We start from the raw sequence: 21,609 nt of genomic DNA on the forward strand, positions 1-21,609 counted from the left end.
TTACATTGGCTAAATTTGTCAAGAGGTTTATGTGAATGTTTATGTAACAATTTCGATACTTCTCAGGTTATGTTGGGATTTAAGATAAAATCGTATAACTAGCTACAAAATTCTAGTAATAATGCTGAAATTAAATCATTAATATGCGTTTTCTGCATAACATGGGTTTAGGTGACAGGAAGCAGGGGGAGCAGGGGGAGAAAATCCAATTCCCAATGCCTATTGACTAATAACTAATAATTAATCACTAATAATTAATCGCTAATAACTAATAACTATGAAACGTCGTGATTTTATTAATTGGGTGGGTTTGGGTTGGCTAGCTAGTAGCTTACCTGTAGCGATCGCCGCTTGTGCTTCTCCCAATACAACATCCACCACTTCAGGTTCTGATATTTGGCAAACAATAGGTACTGTGGCCGAATTAGACAAAACTGGGCAATTACTCTTGAATGACTCCCCGGCTGGATCTGTATTAGTAGTAGGTACATCTACAGCTAAAAATTTGATTGCTGTTAATCCCATCTGTACCCATAAAGGATGCACGGTGGTATGGCAAGCCGCAAACCAAAAATTTGTCTGTCCTTGTCATGGTGCAGAATATGGAGTTGATGGTACAGTACAGAAAGACCCAGCTACCAAGCCACTCAATACTTACGCCGCCAAGATTGAGGGGAGTTCAGTTGTAGTTAAGCGAATCTAGTTTCAGTCAGCAACACGTATAGTTACTTGGCTGGAGTCATTAGCATTCATCAAAAATCAAAATTTAAGTAAGGTATTGTGAATAATATCGGGCAGCTTTTGGTGCAGGCGCAAGCAGCGCATGATGCGGCTGATTGGTCATCGCTAGTTCAAGATTTACATCAGTTGATTTTGGCGAATGACTCCAAACATTCAGAAATAGCTAATCCAGAATATCTGTTGGAATTAGCATTGACAATTTTAGAGATGGGGGATTTTCAGCAACGTTGGGATATTGCCAAGGTGCTGAATCAATTAGGAACTATCGCCATTCCTTCGTTGATTGCCATATTGGAAGATGAAGACGCAGACGATGAACTACGCTGGTTTGCGGCGCGGATTGTCGGGGAGTATAAATACCCAAATGCGATCGCTCCTTTAGTAGAATTATTGAAAACTAGTGAGGATGAAGAACTCAAAGCGATCACCGCTACAGCACTTGGACAAATGGGAACTCTGGCTATTCCCATACTCTCAGAACTCCTTACCGAAGAAGATACCAGGCTTTTAGCTGTGCGATCACTCTCTTATATTCGTCGCCCAGAAATTATTGCCCCGCTATTGAGCGTAGTACAAGATGCCCAAGCCGCAGTACGTGCAGCCACTCTGGAAGCCCTCAGCAGTTTTCATGATCAACGTGTCCCACCTATACTATTGAACGCTTTAGAGGATGTCGCTGCTCACGTTAGAGGTGTAGCAGTCCAAGGTTTAGGTTATCGTTCTGACTTATGTACAGAATTAGATTTGGTTGCTCAACTACAACCTAGACTTTATGACTTTCATATTGAGGTTTGTTGTAACGCCGCCATCGCCTTAGCGCGGATGGGTGGTGATGCAGCTACCCAACATCTATTTACAGTTTTAATTTCCCCTCACACACCAATAACTCTACAACTCGAAATCATCCGCGCCTTGATTTGGGTAGAGACATTATTGGGTTTGGAGTGCTTGCAAAAGGCACTAAATCATCTAAATTCAGCAACACTTTTACAAGAAATTGTCACAGTTATAGGAAGAGTACAAAAACCAGAGTTAATCTCAGCAGCATCAGGAATTTTGTTAGATATGGTGCAATCACAGCATCCAGCGACAAAAATTACTAGTGTTAAAAGTGCGATCGCTTTATCTTTAGGCCAGTTAGGTTGTCAAGAAGCTACGCCACTGTTGACTGATATGCTGACAGATGGTGATGAATTTGTCAGAGTCCATGCGATCGCTGCTCTCACAAAGTTAGAGAGACATTTCACTGATATCCTCCCCTGCTAACCGCTTACCCTGTGTAGTGGGCGCATTTTTGATCAAAAATGCAAAACAAACCATCACCTCACTGCAAAATTTCTGCGGTAAATCGCAACTTCAGGTAGATTAGTTGATGGGCTGCAATCATTGGAGAGCAAAATGACAGAAGAAGCACAACCAAAACGAGTAGTAGTTGTGGGTGCTGGTTGGGCTGGTTTAGGCGCAACCTACCATTTAGCAAAACAAGGTTATGATGTGACGCTTCTGGAAGCAGGCCCCTATCCTGGTGGACTAGTAGCAGGTTGGCAAACAACCGCAGGTAAATCTGTAGAAGCAGGAATCCACGGCTTTTGGTATCCTTACAAAAACATCTTCGCCCTCATCAACGAATTAGAAATAAATCCCTTCACTACCTGGACACGTTCCGCCCAATATTCTCCGGCTGGTTTGGAAGTAGAATCACCAATTTTTCAAGATTTACCTAGACTACCCACACCCATTGGCACTTTTATTTATCCCCAATTTCAACGTCTACCATTAATTGACCGTCTCAGTGCCTTACCTTTATTTTATAGTCTGATTGATTTTGATAATTCGGATGAGGCTTGGCGACGTTATGACTATGTAACAGCACGAGAATTATTCAAGTCTTTTGGTGTGTCAGCACGATTGTATAAAGAAGCATTTGAACCAATGTTATTGGTGGGTTTATTTGCCCCTGGTGAACAATGTTCAGCCGCTGCAACATTGGGAATGCTGTACTTTTTTATTTTGGCTCACCAAGCTGATTTTGATGTGGTTTGGTGTCGGGGAACTGTCGGTGAGAAAATATTTCGTCCCTGGGTGGAACGCATAGAAAAAGCTGGGGTGAAAGTCTTACCAAAACACCGTGTTACTGACTTAATTATTGATAGTAATAATCGGGCGACTGGTGTAGTTTGCGGTGATGAAGTGTTTGAAGCTGATGCGGTAATTTTTGCAGTTGGTGTGACTGGGATGAAAAAGATTGTCGCTAATAGCCCCAGCTTACAAAGCCGCGATGAATTTCGTAATTTGCATAATTTAGGGGCAATTGATGTATTAGCAACGCGGTTGTGGTTTGACCGTAAAATTGATATTCCCCGTGCTTCTAATGCTTGTTTTGGTTTTGATGACACCACAGGCTGGACATTCTTTGATTTGAATGCTTTACATGACGAATATAAACATGAAGAAGGCACAGTAATTGAAGCTGATTTTTATCACGCCAATCAGTTTTTAAATTGGAGTGATGAGGAAATTGTGGCTAAAGTCCAGCGATATTTAACTACTTGTGTACCAGGATTTAGAGAAGCGAAAGTAATAGATAGTAGTGTGATTCGGTTACCCCAGGCGGTGACTCACTTTGCACCCGGTAGCTATCGCCATATGTTGCCAGCTAAGACAAGTTTTAGTAATGTATTTATGAGTGGTGATTGGATTATTAATCGTCACGGTTCTTGGTCACAGGAAAAGGCTTATGTTACAGGTTTAGAAGCGGCGAATCTAGTAATTTCTCATTTGGAAGATGGTACAATTGCCGAAATTTTACCCGTTGAGGAAGACGAAGCACATATACAAGTAGCGAGAAATATTAATCAAACAGTACGTAATTTAGGTAAATCTATATTGCCTAATTTCTGGTTGCCGTAGGAGAATACAGGCTAATTACACAGTAGGTTGGGTTGACGCAAGGAAACCCAACACGTTATCAGTGAACATTTATCAGTTAAATGTTCGGTTGCGCTGCGTTGGGCTTACTGAGATTTCTAGCCCTTTAAACCTTAAGATTATAGGACTTCACAAATTACGGAATAACGAACCACAGAGACGCAGAGAACACAGAGAAATAAGGGTTTGAGATTGGTGCGTGACGGCAAGTTGAATATATGGCTGATGTTTTAAATCTTATCGCTGCCGTCACACACCCTACGTTACTGGGGTAATGCCTGAAAAAGTAAAGATTTATATTGCTTTTCGGAAATTAGCTTGGAATTTTCCCGATTATATTGATAATATCTATACCAGATTAACCACAGAACCTTGAAAATTTAATCTAAAAGCTTACTATTACTTCTGTAAACTTTTGTTGCGGAAATGGCATTTGTGGGGGTAGAGCGATCGCTGAAACTCTGATTATTTCGTTGACCCCCGCAGATCGCTTGCTATGCAAGGCTTTGAGTAGGGTAAACAGGTAGGTTATTCTCAATAATTTCAGCTTGTTGACAGGTAATTTCCACCCCCCGCAAAAATAACCCTTTCAAACTCAGTCACAGTAAGGTTTCTATAAAGGCAGGGTTTTCCATTTATTCCCCTTCGCGGGGACGGAAACTTGTAATCCAGCTTGGATATCTGCTTGTGAAATTGTTTTCCATTTATTCCCCTTCGCGGGGACGGAAACTTAGCAAGTCCTCACCCATTATGGGACAGTAAGCAGGTTTTCCATTTATTCCCCTTCGCGGGGACGGAAACCTTAAGCAAAAGCTGGAGAGGAATCACGGAATATGGTTTTCCATTTATTCCCCCTTCGCGGGGACGGAAACCTTTTGAAAAATGCTCGAAAACCTAACTGAGCATTTTAGGTTTTCCATTTATTCCACTTCGCGGGGACGGAAACTTGAATGAATTCAAAATGTGTACAATCGAACATGATCAAGTTTTCCATTTATTCCCCTTCGCGGGGACGGAAACCTCCTATCCATTTCTCAAAAACAATAGCAATTAATAGTTTTCCATTTATTCCCCTTCTCGGGGACGGAAACCCAGTGCCGCAGCACATGGTATTCTCTGAAAACCCCACGTTTTTTTCCACTCATTCCCCTTCATGGGGACGGAAACGTCATAGTGACAAACTGCACAACGGCAGAAAATACAGACTTTCCATTTATTGCGAATTACGAATTGCGAATTACGAATTGCTTTTATTCCCCTTCGCGGGGACGAAAACCTGCTGTATTACCTGGGAAGAAGTTCATGCAGAGTGTTTGATTTTTCTGCTGGATGGGAAACTAAAGTAGGAAACAATGGTCTTAGGGTGTGATAAAAACATCTCAAAGATGTGCATCTGAGATTCTGTTAAATATGAAAAAACCACTGGCTTTATTTTCCTTCGGTTTGGGAATTACACTTTTCAACCCGTTACCAATAGCTGTGAGTCAGGTAACTCCCCAACCATCAGCACCGCCATCTCAGATATCGCCAGCGTTAAAACTAGTTGATATTGGTACTTGTCAACCTGCGCGTGCTTGTTTGGGTTGGGATGAACAATTGTTTCTCGGTCATGGCGGTTTAAAAAAAGATCGCCAATCTCTATTAAAATCAATTGACAATAGTTTGAGTTATTTAAATACACCTAGAGCGATCGCAGTCTACAATAATTACCCTATCAAGGAAATTACCCTCGAAAGAGTACGCCGCAGTTTAAGACGGTTTCGCCAATTAGTAGCTACAGCCAAATCACCTGCACAACTGCAAACTGCGGTACGTCGGGAGTTTGCTTTTTATAAGTCAGTGGGTGACGATAATCGGGGTACGGTGAAGTTTACCGCCTACTACGCACCGATTTATCAAGCCAGTCGTACACGTACTGCACAATACAAATATCCCATTTATCGCGTACCCTCAGACTTTGAGCAATGGACTAAACCCCACCCGAAACGAGTTGAGTTAGAAGGGGTAGATGGTCTGTTGGGAAATAAAAGCCGATTAAATGGGTTGGAAATGTTTTGGTTACGCGATCGCTTTCAAGCATACATGATCCATATCCAAGGTTCAGCCAAACTCAATTTAACTGATGGCACTCAAACTAGTGTTGGTTTTGTACGCGGTACAGATTACCCTTGGAATAGTATCGGCCGATTACTGTTTCAAGATGGCAAACTCTTTAAGGAAGAGTTGAATATGCCAGGGATTATTCGGTATTTCCAGAAAAATCCTCAATCAATGGATAATTATTTACCACGCTGGGAACGCTTCATCTTTTTCAAAGAAACTAAAGGTGAACCAGCTACAGGTAGTATTAGCGTTCCTTTAGTACCAGAACGTTCCATTGCTACAGATAAAGCCATTATGCCTCCCGGTGCTTTAGCTGTCATTAATGGTTCATTTCCCTATCCCGATCGCAGTGGTAAATTGGTAAACCGTCAAGTTAGCCGCTTTGTGCTTGACCAAGATACAGGTAGTGCTATCAAAGGCCCTGGTAGAGTAGATTACTTCTTAGGTTATGGTGACTTAGCAGGCGATCGCGCCGGTATTACAGTCGCTACTGGTTCTATATACTACTTACTTTTGAAATAATTTCTAATTCGTAATTTGTAGTTAGTAATTAAAATTACGAATTACGAATTACGAATTACGAATTATTAACCCTACATTGCTCTTTGCCCCATATGTTGACTGTCAAGCCCTTGCTTGATCCATTTCAGGCATTCATATTCTGATTTAAATAATTTCGGTGCAGCAATGTTATTTAACAACTCTGGTGGGTAATGATCGTAAAAATACCTGCCATTTTCATGGAAGAGAATAATTAAATTTTTACGATAAACATAGCGAGATTGAAAAATGTCACGTTGACTAACAAAATCTGCATTTTTGTCTAGATGTTCTATAGCAATTTCAACAATGTTATTAGTGCTATTGCCATATATTTTTGCAGGATTATCTGCTTTATGAAACTGACTTTTACGTCCCACTTCTGACAAGAGTTTATACGAATAAATTTCGTACTGGTCTGCTTTGCCAAAAATAAATGGAATGATGAGATATCCTTTATATGAAACCGAATTTTCATAAAGAAGACGACTCATCTTAACCTCCTTTGATATAACAGCTTCAACAGCGATTACCTCAACAATCCGCATGAGTATTGAACCCATTTCTATGAGTTAATCAGCAGCATTGTTGAACAACCTTTTAGCAATTTTGACAAGAGGGGTATCACCCCCTTTTTTGAAGATGATACTGGATAAGTTCTGATCAAAAAAGGATTGCAATCACCATTATCTCTTTTTTTTAAAGTAGTCTTGATGAGATATATTGCAAAAGTCAAAAAACCATGAATTTAAGTATATCGATAGATATCTAGAGAGATATACAAGATAGTGCCATAAGATAAACGCTATACGTCAAAAGTGGAGAAAAACATGAGATGGCTCTGGATGGCTATTACTTGGGGATTAACTGTATCACTAATATTAAGTATATTTGCTGTGATGAAACCGACTCAAAGCAAAGTACCCCAGTTAAGTAATGAAGAATCTCCGTCATATAAATTGGAAATAGTCAAAAACCGTGGTGATTTAATTCGTCTCAATGGTCAAAGGGTCAAACTGATTGGGCGTTATACATCAAAAACTTGGAAACCAGACCCAAGATTTACAGGAATTGCGGATTTTCAAGGACTTTATACAAAATCGCAAATTGTGCTTGAGGATGGTACTGAGGTGAGTATTTTTCCATCTTGGAACAAACAATCTTTGCGATCGCCAGATGAGGTAGAGAAATATAATAATCAAATGGTTGCAGCGATGGGAGTAGTGCAGTTTGAAGCCACACTCTATCCAAATTCTCAAACACGCGAATCTTTCATTAACTTAGTCGAAATGGAAAACCACGCTCAATTCTGAGTTCTCCTCTCATCACCAAAGACTAAGTTGATTAGGTGGAAAGTCTAGCTGATTCCACGGTAAAGGGGGAACTGCAACAGCATTTTGTTCTAATAGCTGTTGAAAGTGGCGAGCTATGTTAGGCGATCGCTCTTCTAGGGGACAATGAACAAAGAAATAAATTTTTACTCCTGAGTCCAACCATTGCTGAATCTGGCTCACCCATTCTTCCATAAACGGCTGATTCACTGACAAGTTGGGATGAGAAATAAATCGAATCAGACAAAAAGGTGCGGTGACGCTGAATTGTAAAGGGAGTTTAGGTTTGCGTCGCTCTGATTGTAATTGGGGGTCATCATCTCCAGAGTAGATGGGACGGGAATCTAAAAGCACTCTTCCCACGCCTAAAGTTTGTAAAAGCTGTGTCAAATTAGTGGTGTGTGGTTCTCTAAACCAGTCGGGATGTCTTACTTCCAGTGCTAGTGGTGATTCTTGACGCGGCCAAGCTTCTAGAAACATAGCCAAATCATCAATTGATGCAGGGGAATAACTTGGCGGTAACTGGGCAAATATGGGGCCAAGATGCTTACCTAAAGGGCGCATTCCTGCTAAAAAGTCTAAAGCAGTCGGAATATAAGGTGCTAATAAACCTTTGTGAGTAATATCCCGTGGTAATTTCAAACAAAACTCAAAGCCTGGGGGTGTTTCCGTCGCCCATCGGCTGACAGTTTCTGCATTAGGTATGGCATAGAAAGTGGTATTACCTTCTACAGTGGTAAAGCGACGACTGTAGAGGTGGAGAAATTCTGTTGCACGAGTACCTTGGGGATAAAGTTCCCCCAACCAACCTTTATATGCCCAAACAGCACAACCAATAAAGAAGTTCACAAGCTTTGATAAAAATAACTTCTGGAGAACTTTGAGTGTTCCTAATTAATTGTAAGTGCTGTTAGCAGTAGCGGGGCTTTGAGCAGCGTTGCTCCCGTTCTCATTTGAGGTGTTTCAAATTCTCAAATCCACAGCAATACGATGGGCGCAAGCAAAGCCCGAAAACGCCACTGCATTCAAACCCTGACCCGGAAATGTACTGTCTCCCACACAATAAAGCCCTGGAATAGATGTGCGATTAAAGGGCATTCCCAATAATCCCCACAACTTGCGCCGGGGTATCGGCCCGTAAGTCCCATCTACGCGCCCCAAAAAACGGCGATGGGTTCGAGGTGTCCCCACTTCCAGATAGTCTAAGCTTGCATCTAACCCTGGAAAAATCTTCTCTAATCGGTCAATAATTCGCCAAGCAGCCGCTTCTTTCTTGGCTTCGTAGTCCCTAGCAGACATTCCCTGCCAATCATCAATCCAGTGGGGTGTGAAGGCATGAATGATATGATATCCCTTTGGTGCTAAGTCTGGGTCAAGCAAGGTGGGAATGGACACAAAAAGCGTGCCTTCCGATGTCATCATATTTTGCCAATCTTCTAAAATAATATGATGGCATTCCGTCCCAGCAGGCAAAACTGACTCTTTGACCCCTATGTGCAGACTTAAAAAGCTCGGAGACTTTTGATAAGATTGCTGCCAATTTTTCTCATTATATGGTATTTTCTCCACAGGAAGTAATTTTTCAAATGTATCCCAACGTGTAGCATTAGAAACTATGCGTTTACCTTGGTAAATTTCACCACTAGCTAATTGCACACCAACAGCCCGGCCTTTTTCGGTGAGGATTTTTGTTACCTTAGCTTGGTACTTAATCTGACCACCTGTATTTTCTAACCCTTGTACAAGCTTTTGAGCAATTTGTCCTACGCCACCTTTGGGATAGTTTACGCCGCCATAATGTCTATCAGAAAAGACCATTCCAGCATTAATCATGGGTGTCATGTTGGCTGGAACTACAGACCAGCAGTAACATTCCATATCGATAAATTGTAATAATTGGGGGTCTTTAATATAGCGTCGGGCTACATCTCCAACATTTTGAGGCAGATACTTGACTAAACCAAGACACGCTAAAGGGTGCTGCAAAAATACCCGCAGCAGATACCGAGGTTCTTCTAGAGACAGTAAATCTATATTGTTAAGATAATTGAATACGCGCCAACATTCGTTATAAAAGCGACGAATCCCTTTAGATTCATGAGGAAAGTAAGCAATAAGACTTTGCAAAAAGTGGTGATAATCCCTATCAACTTTCAAGTCTAAACCTTGGGGGAGATGATAATGAATTTGGACGCGATCGCTAATTGTTTCTAGGCTAGTATTGACAGCTTTCAGGGCGCGGGTAAGTAAATTTGTAGTACCTTTGTTTCCTAATCCAAAAATCATCGATGCCCCCACATCAAATCGATAACCTTCGCTCTCAAAGTAGCCAGCACTACCCCCAGGAATTAAATAACTCTCCAGTACCAGCACTTTCGCGCCTTTGGCTGCTAGCTGGGTAGCTGTTACTAAGCCACCAATACCTGAACCAATTACAATTACGTCAAATAAAGATGGTGTAGTGCTGAGAGTAGGAGACATGGGGAGAGCCGATACAAGAAATTTACTAAGACACTTGTATTCTATATTACTTTTAGTTAGTCCAATCATAGACTGTCTTTACTAAGGCAAAAACTGAGAAAGACAAAGATATGTTTGGCTATTTTTCTGAGTACCTAAAAACATAAAAAAGAGGGACGAGTCTGCTACCGCCGACCAATCCCGTCTGCCGATCCTTAAAGAGAGGAGAACACTGATAATAATATAACCATGATTGAGAATACTTGTCAACTATTAATGAAAATTTATTGCAATAGTTTTGGGGACTGGGGATTGGGGACTGGGGATTGGGGACTCGGAATTTTAGATTTTGCGGAAAGTTCTGTAGGCGGGTTTCCCGCCGTAGGAAACTTTTCAAGACGGATTTTGGATTTTGGATTGAATAATCTAAAATCCAAAATTGAAAGGCTGGGGAGTGGGGATTGGGGACAAGGGTCAGTAACTTATGACTGATTTAATGCAAGAATTTTGAATTCCCCGAAGGGGGTTGACCAGGAAAGAGTATGATGATGTTTCAGTTCTTGTAGAATAAAAAACGGCTATTTTGAGCTATGGCGGTACAACTGCGTGTTTATGTTCCTCCTCATCCTTTAATCAAGCATTGGCTGGCAGTTGCCCGTGATGCGGCTACGCCTTCAGTCTTATTTCGTAGTGCTATGACTGAGTTAGGTCGGTGGCTAACTTATGAAGCCGCGCGGGAATGGTTGCCGACACAAGAAATTATGGTGCAAAGCCCCCTGGATAGCTGCCCTGGGACAGTGGTTAATCCACAAATTCCTATGGCAGTTGTGCCGATTTTACGGGCAGGTTTGGGGTTATTAGAAGGGGCGCAAACTTTACTGCCCTTAGCGTCGATTTATCATCTGGGTTTGGTGCGAAATGAAGAAACGCTAGAACCTTCATGCTATTTGAACAAATTGCCAGAAAAATTTGCCCCCCAAACGAGGGTATTGATTACTGACCCGATGTTGGCTACAGGTGGATCAATTATGACAGCTATGTCAGAATTGATCCGGCGAGGTGTTGATCCAGCTTTAACACGGATTGTTTGTGTAGTAGCTGCGCCGCCAGCTTTACAAAAATTGAGTCAGACCTATCCTGATTTAACAATTTACACTGCCACTATTGATGAAACAGTCAATACTCAAGGGTTTATTGTACCGGGACTAGGAGATGCAGGCGATCGCATCTTTGGCACATAAGTTAGTATGCAGCTAGGGAAGGAAAATAACTCAACTGATCTAAAACTGATCTAAAAGTTGCCAAGTTTCTTCAAAGGGATAAAGTTATGAGTCAGCGCGATGGTTTTGCTAGTGGTTTTTTCGCAGGGGCGATATTTGGTGGCGTAGTCGGGGGAATTGTGGGTGCTGTCATTGCTTCTCGTCGAGATGAAGAAATAGTGGAAGAAGGTACAGAATTGATGAGTAGCCCCAAAGAAAATAAGAAAGTATCAACGAAACGCCGTCAGATGATATCTTCAGAGAATGAAGGCATAGAAATGGAGACAACACGGCGATCGCTCGAAGATAAGATTGCCCAGTTAAACGCCACAATCGATGAGGTAAGGAAACATCTGGGGGATGTCAATGGCGGTTCTACTCAATCTGCTCATGATCGATCTCTTAGCCAAGATTCTTAAAAAGGTGACATCTACACTATTCCCCCACTTTCTCACAGGTGTAGGTTTTGACACTTTCCCCAACCAATACTGCTTTTAGGGTGTAGGGTTATGAAGGTGTAAGGGCATAGAAATTGATAAAACTATGATTATTCCCTTAGTTTTACAAACATCACTCATTAGACCTAGCTTGAAAATGATATGTGTCATTCTGAATGAAATGTAGAATCTTTGAGATGTTTCGCTTTGCTCAACATGACAGCTTCAGCATTTATGCAAGAGGTCTATGGCTTGATTCAAAACCTACACTTGTCATATCCCTGCTCATGGCGGTTAATGCGGTAACTCTCGGCATACGTCAATGACATCGACTAAATTAAAATCTATAGTAAGACCGCGTTTAACACTTAGTAGGAAACTAAACCATCCATGTATTTACTGATTACTACGTTAGTTACTTTCTTAACCGTTTACAGCTACTTGCTAATTATTCGGGTTTTATTGACTTGGTTTCCCCAAATCAACTGGTATAACCAACCATTTGCAGCCTTAAGCCAAGTCACAGACCCCTATCTCAACTTATTCCGTTCAATTATTCCCCCTTTGGGTGGTATGGATTTTTCTCCCATTCTCGCTTTCGTGGCGTTGAATTTAGTCACTAACCTTCTAAGCAATCCTTATCTTCTACGTTTGTTCGGAGCATTTTAACTCTGCAAACCTTTGAATTTAGTGGGGTGGATTTGATCCCCCCACTAAGTTCAAAATTCAAAAATAACTTCTACTTACGGATTTGTGCGCTAAAACCCGAAGCTTTAAATTGCTTCAGCTGCAAAGGTAAAGGCTGATTTGCAGGTACAGAAATTCTTAATTCAAAATCACTAGTGCCGGGTGGGACTTCTGCAATAGAACCAAGACGATTACGATTTTGTAATATGGAGTCATTGTTGGCATCATATATGCGCCCATAGATATCTGCATCGTAGACGGTTTTATAAGTGCCATTCTGGGCTTTTCCAGTAACAATAAAGCAATTAGCAGCCGCACTACCACTACTGCTAACAGCCCCTTGAGCCAATTCAGGCGGACAATCCTTGTAAGATAAGTCAGAGAGTTTAATCTGTGTCAACGCTACAGCCACAGGAGTCCATACCCACGAGATTAATGTCATGAGACAGGAAAGCAAGATGCCTGTCATAAATCTTGAGTAGTTTAACTTAAATGTTATTCTGATTTTCTTTTCCATAGATGTATAAGGTAGCAAGGAAAGTTGGGGATTGGGGATTGGGGACTGGGGATTGGGGACTGATGATGCCCAATGCCTAATACCCCATGACTAGAAACTTCTATTTAACTTTTGTAATAATTATTAAATCAGACCCTCGATTACTATTAAATTATGACACCAGATGAGATAACAACAGCGTTGCAAGCAGCTTTTAATCGTTGTGATGCAGCCAGCTGTCCTCTCACTGACAGGCAAAAAGAGATTTTATTGCAATTGGTCGAGGAAATTCACAAGCAATCTAAGCGAGGGAAGTTAGATACTCCCAATCCTTTAGATGAACTCACCCCAGAGGAACTAGAGATATTTTTAGAGTTCGTGAAGATAGAGGAACAACAAAACCGCACTTGGAAGGTGCAGTTACTGAACGACTGGCTGCATAACAACGACTCAGGTAAAGTGCAGTTTATTCGCGATCGCTATGGTTTACAGTGGTTAAATCGTGTAGAGTCTTATCACTTCGACAAATATGCCTATTTTGAGGATGCACTAAAACTAAGAATAGGCGATCGCATTGAAGTTTCCAATGCCCTATGGGAGTGGGTGCAGAATGATGGCCCCTGCAAAAGAGAATGGTTTCTTTCCATTGTGATTCAGATTGATGAACTTAATAATAGTAGTGAAGACTCCTCTACTAACTGCGTTGTTCGCTTCTATAACGGGACTGAGTACGAAATTCAAGGCATTTACGAGTGGAATAGATTCAATTGGCGTTGGCCGAAAAAGTAATGAGTGGTGAATGGTGAGTAATGAGTGATGAGTGGTGAGTGATGAGTGATGAGTAATAAGTAATGAGTGCTGAGTAATAAGTAATGAGTGCTGAGTGGATATGAGTTACTTTTTTGTCTATTACCTGTCACCTGTCACCTGTCACCTGTCACCTATCACCTATCACCTATCACCTTCTTCAAGGCTAAAGTTAAGCCGTCGCCGATGGGGACGAGACTTAAACTTACTCTTTGGTCTTGTAGTAGTTTTTCATTAAAGGCGCGGATTTTTTTGGTGCGATTATCTTGGATTTGGGGGTCTGCGACTCGTCCTGACCAGAGAACATTATCAATGGTTATCAGTCCTCCTGGACGAACTAGTTGCAGCGATCGCTCATAATAGTTGTCATAATTGCTCTTGTCAGCATCAATGAAGGCAAAGTCAAAGGTTTCTGCTTCACCTGTGGCTAGTAATTGGTCTAAAGTCTCTAAAGCTGGGGCGATGTGTAGGTTAATTTTATGGGCTACTCCAGCTTGTTGCCAATAACGACGTGCGATCGCCGTAAACTCTTCACTATTATCACACGCTACTATCTGTCCTTTGGGGGGTAAAGCTAGTGCTACCACTAGAGAACTATAGCCTGTAAAAACTCCCACTTCTAAGGTTTTCTTTGCGCCTAATAACTGCACCAGCAACGCCATAAATTGTCCTTGTTCTGGTGCAATTTGCATCCTACCCATTGGATGTTGGGCTGTTTCTTGCCGCAATTGGGTTAATATTTCTGCCTCTCGCAATGAAACGGATAGTAAATAATCATATAAATTTGGTTCGAGTCCCAGAGTCTTAGTTGTCATTGAATGCTAATTTTGCTAATGGTAATAATAATTAATTTGTTATAGCTTGTCTTCCTAGTGAACGCGTAACGTATCCGTAGGATTCACCCGATAGAGTATTTTGAATTCACTGCGGTACTAGGTAGTATGTAATTATTATAAAATTTTTCTCAATCTAGAGGTGGATAATATTCTATTTTTGTTTCCACCTCCAGGGCGATAAAGTGCCAGGATTTAATAGTTAATTTTAAAGCAGATGAATGGACTAAATCCTTCATTGTAAGCAAGAGAGTTGTGTACTTGTTTTCGTGGTCAGTTTCATAGTAGTGTGTGTTTGGTGTGAGGAGTAATTCAGTCACGTACACTGAATAAAAATTGGTACGTTTGGCTAAATATCCGGGGTAAAAGTCCTAAACTTGCTTCTAGCAAGTCAAAGGAGAAATAGTTAAACCTTGGGTTGATATTATCTAAGGTTTAATTATTTTATTATTGTGAAATAATTGTATGCAAAAAAATATTTTTTTAATTGTAAATCTAAAAACATTTTAAATAAATAGGTTGAATTTGTATGACAGAAAAACAAACCTTACAACCACCACAGCAGCAAGAACCACCAGGCGTTGAGTCTAAAATGCAGCCAAAACCTAAGGCAGAAGATCCTCAATATGAAGGTAGTGGTAAGTTAAAAGATAAAGTTGCCTTAATTACGGGTGGCGATAGTGGAATTGGTCGTGCTGTGTCTATTGCATTTGCTAAAGAAGGCGCAGATGTAGCGTTTGTTTACCTGAAAGAACACGGTGATGCTGAAGAAACAAAAAATTTGGTAGAAGAACAAGGACGTGCTGTATTATCTATAGCAGGCGACATTACCGATGAAGCTTTTTGTCAGCGCGTTGTTCAACAAACAGTAGATGAGTTTGGTAAACTAGATATTATTATCAATAATGCTGCTGAACAACATCCACAAGAAAGGATTGAAGATATTAGTCAAGAACAATTAGAACGCACTTTTCGTACTAATGTTTTCTCGATGTTTTACATTACCAAAGCAGCAATAAAGTATTTGAAAGAAGGTAGTTGCATTATCAATACTACATCTGTAACCGCCTATAAAGGCAATCAGCAACTGTTAGATTACTCATCTACAAAAGGTGCAATTGTTGCCTTTACTCGTTCCTTATCACAAAATTTAGTGAGTAAGGGAATTAGAGTCAATGCTGTCGCACCTGGTCCGATTTGGACACCTTTAATTCCTTCAACTTTTCCCCCAGATAAAGTAGCAAATTTTGGCAAACAAGTGCCAATGGGCAGACCAGGACAACCGGAAGAAGTTGCGCCTAGTTATGTTTTCTTAGCTTCTGATGATTCCTCTTATATATCTGGTCAAGTATTACATCCTAATGGTGGAGAAATAGTCAATGGCTAGGGCTAAATGAGTAATCAAATTTCACTGAAGACTTGATAAATCACATCTTTAGTAAATTTTGAATTGCTTTGTCTGCCAATAGAGGGATGATTTCATGAACAAATGTTGTTAGTCTAACGGGGGAAAAAGATTTAGAATTAACAAAAAAAGCCTATGGTATCTGCAAAACAACTGTATGGAACTGACCTGGTAGATTGTGCTAGGGCAAATGCCAAACTGGGAATTGAAACTGCTGCTTATCAATGTGGTTATGGCGATGATATTAATACGTTTGCACGAAAACTCAGACAAGCTTGTGAGCAGATGAATTTACAAGTTAAGGAACTGAGTGAATTAGTGACTGACCAGGACATAATACTAGAAATGGGTACTGGTGAAATCATTGCTCCAGATACATCTTCAGAACTGTAGAAATTGGAGGCTAGTACCGCTACGCGGCAGAAAAAGCTGATAAAATAGGCTTTTAAGTTATTGAGAATAGTTGCTGTATTTACACCCTGCTGTACTAGTAATTCCTACTCAGGACTTAGCAGTCATTAATCAGTTTAAGATGAATCTTGCCAAGTTGAAGTAAATCAAGACACCTAAGACATCAACTGCTGTAGTAATAAATGGTGCAGACATCAAGGCGGGATCTAAACGCAGAAAGCGAAATAAAAACGGTAGTGCTGAACCAGAGACAGAAGCCAAAATCGAAATAGCTACTAGACTAGTACCGACTGCGATCGCCACTTCTAATTTTCCTTGTAGCAAGAAAGCCCACACTGTAGCGATACTACCTAACATACCACCCAGCAATGCACCAGCGATCGCCTCACGCCCAATTACCTGCAAAGTCCCCAGGGATCTGATTTCGTCGGTATTCATACCCCGAATCACCACAGTGGAAGATTGTGCGCCAACGTTACCGCCAGTACCAGTAAGTAAGGGAATAAAGGCAGTTAAAGTAACAAACTTGGTCAAAATATCTTCTTGGGATTTAATAATCGTACCTGTGACAGTATTGGTAATCAGCAAGATAAATAACCATAAAACTCGTTTACGGGCTACTTTAAATAAATCCATCTGAAAATAATTATCGCCATTAGACTGCACGCCACCGCCTACAGCATAAATATCTTCAGTAGTTTCTTGTTGCAAAATATCAATGACATCATCGACGGTGACAATACCCACCAGACGTTCTTCTCGGTCTACTACAGGCACAGCCAGAAAGTCGTATCTTTGAATCAATCTGGCGACTTCTTCTTGGTCTGTATCAGTGTGAACAAAAATCACATCACGGGTCATGATTTCGCCAATGGTTTGTTCAGGCTGAGATGTGACCAACTCTCGCAATGAAACTATCCCCGTTAATCGTCTCGCTGCATTAGTAACGTAAAGATAGTAAATCATCTCACTAGCATTAGCTAGGCTGCGAATCCGCTCTAAGGCTTGAGTTACCGTAAAGTTTTCTTTTAGAGCTATTAACTCTAAAGTCATTATTCGCCCAGCCGTATCAGCTTCATAACCCAAAAGTAAAGCTGTAGCTTGGCGTTCTCCTGGACTCAGTTGTTCTAAAAGACGATTAACGACTTTAGCCGGTAATTCATCAAATAACCTAGCTCGGTCATCTGAAGACATTTGGTCAACAATATCACGGACTTCTTGGCTTTTGAGTTCCTCAATCAGCCGTTCTTGAACGCTGTAATCGAGATATTCATAAACTTCAATCGCCTCACTTTTTGAAAGTAACCGAAACGCCAGAGCGTGCATTGCTTCTGGTAGACCTTCAATGGCCTCAGCAATATCCGCAGGCTGCACAGGTACGAGAATAGCTTTAGCTCCCTGCAAATCTCCTGCTTCCAATAGCATTCGCAGCTGAGTCCTAACTAAATCTCGTAGTTCCCTACGTGACATATCCTGAAGGGCAGAGTTTAAATTGTTCGTCTCTGTCACTTTCCACTTTCCTCGACCAGTAATAACAAAGTTGCTGCCCCTAGTCTAAGGGATAGTGGCAAAGTATAAACCTAAACTTGTTGTAATTTTTCGTGATTTAGGTATGGGGTGCAAGAAACTGGCTCATATTCCATACTCAGATCCAAGTGGAATATTTGCTTATACTCTTCAAGCAAGATTTATTAATACGTCAATAGTCAGACGCTAAAGTTTTACCTGGCTTCTAAATTAAAGCCTATGAAGTCATATCACTTCATCGAAAAAATTCAGAAATAAAAGAGGTTTTGAAAATGGCAATACAACAGTTAAGTTTGCAAAAAGTTAACCAACAAAACCAAGAATGTATTCAAGACTGTTTAGACTGCTCTAATATTTGTTTAAATACTGTGACCGCATATTGCTTAACAAAAGGTGGTATGCACACAGAACCAGAGCATATCCGATTAATGCTTGATTGTGCTGAAATTTGCCAAACCAGTGCTAACTTTATGTTACGCAGTTCTGACTTGGATGTGCGTACCTGTGGAGTTTGTGCTGACGTGTGTGAACGATGCGCCCGTAATTGCGATCGCTTCGAGAATGATTCACAAATGAAGGCTTGTGCTGATATGTGTCGCCGTTGTGCCGAAACTTGCCGGAGAATGTCTATGGCTAGAGCTTAAGAATCAGCATTTTTTCTCTGTTGATTTATTCTCATGGAGGGATATGGAATAATCAGCAAAAAGTCTATTGCATAATAAAGCCAAAAATCAAGCTCTCAAGAGTGTAATTTGAGAGCTTGGTTTTTTATAATCTAGAAAAATGAATATAAATTAATTAACGTCTAGATCACTCTAAAATTTTCTAGTCATCCTGAATCATGGGAGATTAACACTACACTCGGCTTTTTTGAGAGGTTGGGTATCTTTAAATTAGCAATCAGGAATACAGATTTTTATTTCCGTGTTTCACGCTATATGTAAAACATTTAAGTCAAAGCAAATATACTGCTATGTTATAGTATATGGTAGTGTATGGTGATAAGATGTAATAAATAATGCGGATCACCTCAATATTATGCTGAAATATTAGATAATATGTACATTGAAGAAGCTAGGCAGTCATTGAGCTAGTCCCACATTAATGATAAGATGTAAGCAGTATCAGTAAATTTACCAAGAATATACGTAGCTAAAACTGATTTTAGACAAATAGTCTCTTGTGTAAAAAAATATCATCCTTTGGACTCTTGCAGTTTAGCTAAAAACCAAGTAAATACTACAAATAGCTCAATTACAAATAGGTTTAGGTTGCATATTTGATGCAACTAATTTAAAAAAATCCCCGCCTACATCAAGAAAATTATTAAGTATAATTCTCATGGATACTACTACTAATAAATCAATTTCTTTGTCACAAAAATCAACAGAACAAATCATGGAAGAACAGCGTATCCATGATGTGCTGCTGTTGTTAGAAAATTTGTCATATCGAGAAGAAACAACAGTTAAGTTGATATTAGATTGTTTATATGATGTAGGAGCAACCAACATAATCAACCAAAAATTTCATTCATACTTCATGAATGGTGCAGTTAAGAAAGTTGCCAGATTATCTAAGCCTGTATTTAGAATGATTGCTTGGCGATGGTTCAAGAAAAATTGCCCACAACTGATAACTAATTGGCTCTACGAACAAGTTAGTTTTAACAAAGCTATTATACCGCAGGCACAAATAGTTGTGGAACAGGTACAAATCCCAAAAGACTTACCAGTAATATTAGAACATAAAAACAGAGAAGTGAAAAACCTTCGTTCTCAAGTCAGAGTCTTAATTGCAATTTTTATCCTGGCAATCACTTCATTTGGTGGTAGTTTTTTGTGGCTCAATCATAAATTAGAGCAAGCACATCTACAAACACTTGAAGAATTACAAACTCAACTCCAAATTAGACCAACGAGTGTGAATAATCCTTAACCAGTGGTGGCGATGAACTACACACCATATTTTGTCTAAATCAAGAAAACTTGGTCAGAAATCCCAAAAGTTTTTTTGTTTTCGGTGTCAGAAGTGTACGACGATAAGCGTCTGCGGCTTTTTTAATTGCTTCAGCTTGGGTGGGATAGGGATGAATCACATTACTTAACTTACTTAAACCAATTTTATTGACAATTGCTGTTGTCACTTCCGAAATCATCTCGCCTGCATGACTAGCGACAATTGTTGCACCGAGAATTTCATCAGAACCTTTTTTGTGGTGGATTTTCAAGAACCCTTCTTCTTGAGCATCTGCGATCGCGCGATCTACACTACTAAAAGGAATCTTAATTGTCTCTACATCAATCCCCTTCTCCTTAGCTTGATGTTCATACATCCCTACATGGGCAATTTCTGGGTCAGTGTATGTCACCCAAGGCATAACTAAACTACTCAGTTGAGAACGTCCTAAACCAAAGGGAGAAAACAGCGTATTCTTAATGACAATCCGTGCTGCTGCATCTGCCGCATGGGTGAACTTCCAATTCATGCAGATATCTCCAGCCGCATAAATTTTAGGGTTTGTGGTTTGCAGGTAATCATTCACCTTCACACCTTGGCGTTTGTCGTACTCTACCCCGACAGTTTCCAAGTTCAGTCCTTCCACATTCGGCGCACGTCCCGCACCCACTAAAATTTCATCCACAGTCACAGAATCTCGATAATCATTCACAGAAAAATACAACCGCTTACCATCGGTGACACTTACCACCTCTTCTAACTTGCAATTCAAGACTAAGCGGATTCCATCGCGGATTAAAGCCTGCTGTACAATTTGCGCCGCATCCCCATCTTCTTTATTGAGAACATGAGAACCGCTATGGAACAGCACCACCTCACAACCCAAACGCCGGAATGCTTGAGCCAATTCGCAACCGATAGGCCCGCCACCAATTACCGCTAACCGTTCCGGCTTTTGGATGAGAGAAAATACCGTTTCATTAGTCAAATAACCCGCCGCTTCAATACCCCGAATCGCTGGTTTTGCCGCCCTTGCACCAGTTGCAATCACAGCTTTCTTAAACTTGAGGATCTTACCGCCAACTTCCACCGTATCTTTGCTAGCAAAGCGACCACTACCCAAGAAAACATCCACTCCCAGGGATGAAAAACGTTCTACCGAGTCATGGTGACTAATTCCCGCCCTGACGCGCCGCATTCTTTGCATGACAGTGGAAAAATCAATTTCGATTTGTTGTTTGGGAATATTAATCCCCAAACTTTTCGCATTCCAAATTTCCCCTACCACCCGCGCCGACCGAATCACAGTTTTAGAAGGTACACAACCCACATTTAAGCAGTCTCCTCCCATGAGATGCTTTTCAATCAATGCGACTTTCAAACCCAAACCCAACCCAGCCGCACCAGCCGCCACCACTAACCCCGCAGTTCCAGCACCAATGACCACCAAGTCATAACAATCAGCAGGTTGAGGATTCACCCAATTAGGCGGATGTACATAAGAAACCAACTTCTGGTTATACTCATCCACTGGGCGAACAATAACTCTCTCTAACTCGGAATTGGACATTGATGGTATCTCCTTCAGAAATTTTAAATTTAACTAAGAGTAGTGAGTGCTGTTAGCGGAGCGGGGCGTTAGCCCGTGCTGAGTGCTGAGTAGTGAGTAGTGAGTAGTGAGTGGA

General features: G+C 40.8%; 20 protein-coding genes. 13 read left to right on the top strand and 7 right to left on the bottom strand.

Annotated features, from left to right (window positions below; genetic code table 11):
- Nucleotides 1-277: 277 nt before the first annotated feature.
- The 4 genes from VB693_RS15650 to VB693_RS15665 all read left to right on the top strand — a co-directional run bounded on the left by VB693_RS15650 (nt 278) and on the right by VB693_RS15665 (nt 6,294).
- The gene (locus VB693_RS15650; protein ID WP_323267068.1) at nt 278-703 is read left to right on the top strand and encodes a ubiquinol-cytochrome c reductase iron-sulfur subunit; all 426 of its coding nucleotides are present in this window, start codon (nt 278-280) and stop codon (nt 701-703) included.
- 74 nt (nt 704-777) lie between these two features.
- Nucleotides 778-2,007 carry a HEAT repeat domain-containing protein gene (locus tag VB693_RS15655; protein ID WP_323267117.1) on the top strand — a complete coding sequence of 410 codons (1,230 nt, stop codon included), beginning with the start codon at nt 778-780 and terminating at the stop codon, nt 2,005-2,007.
- Between the two features lie 132 nt (nt 2,008-2,139).
- Complete coding sequence (locus tag VB693_RS15660; RefSeq protein WP_323267069.1) at nt 2,140-3,651, top strand: hydroxysqualene dehydroxylase; 1,512 nt, start codon at nt 2,140-2,142, stop codon at nt 3,649-3,651.
- 1,428 nt (nt 3,652-5,079) lie between these two features.
- Nucleotides 5,080-6,294: a murein transglycosylase A gene (locus VB693_RS15665; protein ID WP_323267070.1), complete on the top strand. Its 1,215-nt coding sequence runs from the start codon at nt 5,080-5,082 to the stop codon at nt 6,292-6,294.
- Nucleotides 6,295-6,365: 71 nt separating this feature from the next.
- Here the strand turns inward: VB693_RS15665 and VB693_RS15670 are convergent, their stop codons facing one another.
- A complete protein-coding gene (locus tag VB693_RS15670; protein ID WP_323267118.1) occupies nt 6,366-6,806 on the bottom strand; it encodes a hypothetical protein in 441 nt (146 codons plus the stop codon).
- A 336-nt stretch (nt 6,807-7,142) separates the two neighbouring features.
- Here VB693_RS15670 and VB693_RS15675 point away from each other — a divergent pair, with 336 nt between their 5' ends.
- Nucleotides 7,143-7,625 carry a hypothetical protein gene (locus VB693_RS15675; protein WP_323267071.1) on the top strand — a complete coding sequence of 161 codons (483 nt, stop codon included), beginning with the start codon at nt 7,143-7,145 and terminating at the stop codon, nt 7,623-7,625.
- Between the two features lie 12 nt (nt 7,626-7,637).
- On the opposite strand, the gene VB693_RS15680 is transcribed toward VB693_RS15675, so the two are convergent.
- Nucleotides 7,638-8,492, bottom strand: coding sequence for a DUF72 domain-containing protein (locus VB693_RS15680; RefSeq protein WP_323267072.1), 855 nt, complete (start codon nt 8,490-8,492; stop codon nt 7,638-7,640).
- Nucleotides 8,493-8,606: 114 nt separating this feature from the next.
- The gene (gene crtH, locus VB693_RS15685) at nt 8,607-10,124 is read right to left on the bottom strand and encodes a carotenoid isomerase (protein ID WP_323267119.1); all 1,518 of its coding nucleotides are present in this window, start codon (nt 10,122-10,124) and stop codon (nt 8,607-8,609) included.
- Between the two features lie 569 nt (nt 10,125-10,693).
- On the opposite strand from crtH, the gene upp reads away from it, so the two are divergent.
- The 3 genes from upp to VB693_RS15700 all read left to right on the top strand — a co-directional run bounded on the left by upp (nt 10,694) and on the right by VB693_RS15700 (nt 12,468).
- Nucleotides 10,694-11,344, top strand: a complete 651-nt coding sequence (gene upp, locus VB693_RS15690) for a uracil phosphoribosyltransferase (RefSeq protein WP_323267073.1) — start codon at nt 10,694-10,696, stop codon at nt 11,342-11,344.
- An 86-nt stretch (nt 11,345-11,430) separates the two neighbouring features.
- Nucleotides 11,431-11,781 (top strand): hypothetical protein, encoded by a 351-nt coding sequence (locus tag VB693_RS15695; RefSeq protein ID WP_323267074.1) that lies wholly within the window; start codon nt 11,431-11,433, stop codon nt 11,779-11,781.
- Between the two features lie 408 nt (nt 11,782-12,189).
- Entirely contained in the window at nt 12,190-12,468 is a 279-nt protein-coding gene (locus VB693_RS15700) for a YggT family protein (protein ID WP_190704597.1), read from the top strand.
- 70 nt (nt 12,469-12,538) lie between these two features.
- Here the strand turns inward: VB693_RS15700 and VB693_RS15705 are convergent, their stop codons facing one another.
- A complete protein-coding gene (locus VB693_RS15705; RefSeq protein WP_416233393.1) occupies nt 12,539-12,955 on the bottom strand; it encodes a biotin carboxylase in 417 nt (138 codons plus the stop codon).
- Between the two features lie 201 nt (nt 12,956-13,156).
- On the opposite strand from VB693_RS15705, the gene VB693_RS15710 reads away from it, so the two are divergent.
- Nucleotides 13,157-13,771, top strand: a complete 615-nt coding sequence (locus VB693_RS15710) for a hypothetical protein (protein WP_323267076.1) — start codon at nt 13,157-13,159, stop codon at nt 13,769-13,771.
- 155 nt (nt 13,772-13,926) lie between these two features.
- On the opposite strand, the gene VB693_RS15715 is transcribed toward VB693_RS15710, so the two are convergent.
- Nucleotides 13,927-14,604: a class I SAM-dependent methyltransferase gene (locus tag VB693_RS15715; RefSeq protein WP_323267077.1), complete on the bottom strand. Its 678-nt coding sequence runs from the start codon at nt 14,602-14,604 to the stop codon at nt 13,927-13,929.
- Between the two features lie 547 nt (nt 14,605-15,151).
- Between VB693_RS15715 and VB693_RS15720 the strand changes: the two genes are divergently transcribed.
- The gene (locus VB693_RS15720) at nt 15,152-16,009 is read left to right on the top strand and encodes an SDR family oxidoreductase (protein ID WP_323267078.1); all 858 of its coding nucleotides are present in this window, start codon (nt 15,152-15,154) and stop codon (nt 16,007-16,009) included.
- A 153-nt stretch (nt 16,010-16,162) separates the two neighbouring features.
- Nucleotides 16,163-16,420 carry a hypothetical protein gene (locus VB693_RS15725; RefSeq protein ID WP_323267079.1) on the top strand — a complete coding sequence of 86 codons (258 nt, stop codon included), beginning with the start codon at nt 16,163-16,165 and terminating at the stop codon, nt 16,418-16,420.
- Nucleotides 16,421-16,549: 129 nt separating this feature from the next.
- Here the strand turns inward: VB693_RS15725 and mgtE are convergent, their stop codons facing one another.
- Nucleotides 16,550-17,947 (bottom strand): magnesium transporter, encoded by a 1,398-nt coding sequence (mgtE, locus tag VB693_RS15730; protein WP_416233394.1) that lies wholly within the window; start codon nt 17,945-17,947, stop codon nt 16,550-16,552.
- A 290-nt stretch (nt 17,948-18,237) separates the two neighbouring features.
- Between mgtE and VB693_RS15735 the strand changes: the two genes are divergently transcribed.
- On the top strand, nt 18,238-18,609 hold the full coding sequence (locus tag VB693_RS15735) for a four-helix bundle copper-binding protein (protein WP_323267080.1): 372 nt from the start codon (nt 18,238-18,240) through the stop codon (nt 18,607-18,609).
- A 697-nt stretch (nt 18,610-19,306) separates the two neighbouring features.
- Nucleotides 19,307-19,903, top strand: a complete 597-nt coding sequence (locus tag VB693_RS15740; protein ID WP_323267081.1) for a hypothetical protein — start codon at nt 19,307-19,309, stop codon at nt 19,901-19,903.
- Nucleotides 19,904-19,943: 40 nt separating this feature from the next.
- Here the strand turns inward: VB693_RS15740 and VB693_RS15745 are convergent, their stop codons facing one another.
- Nucleotides 19,944-21,494 (bottom strand): mercuric reductase, encoded by a 1,551-nt coding sequence (locus VB693_RS15745; RefSeq protein WP_190704621.1) that lies wholly within the window; start codon nt 21,492-21,494, stop codon nt 19,944-19,946.
- Nucleotides 21,495-21,609 lie beyond the last annotated feature (115 nt).

It is taken from the genome of Anabaena sp. UHCC 0399 (assembly GCF_034931465.1).
Taxonomy (GTDB): Bacteria; Cyanobacteriota; Cyanobacteriia; order Cyanobacteriales; family Nostocaceae; genus Trichormus; species Trichormus minutissimus.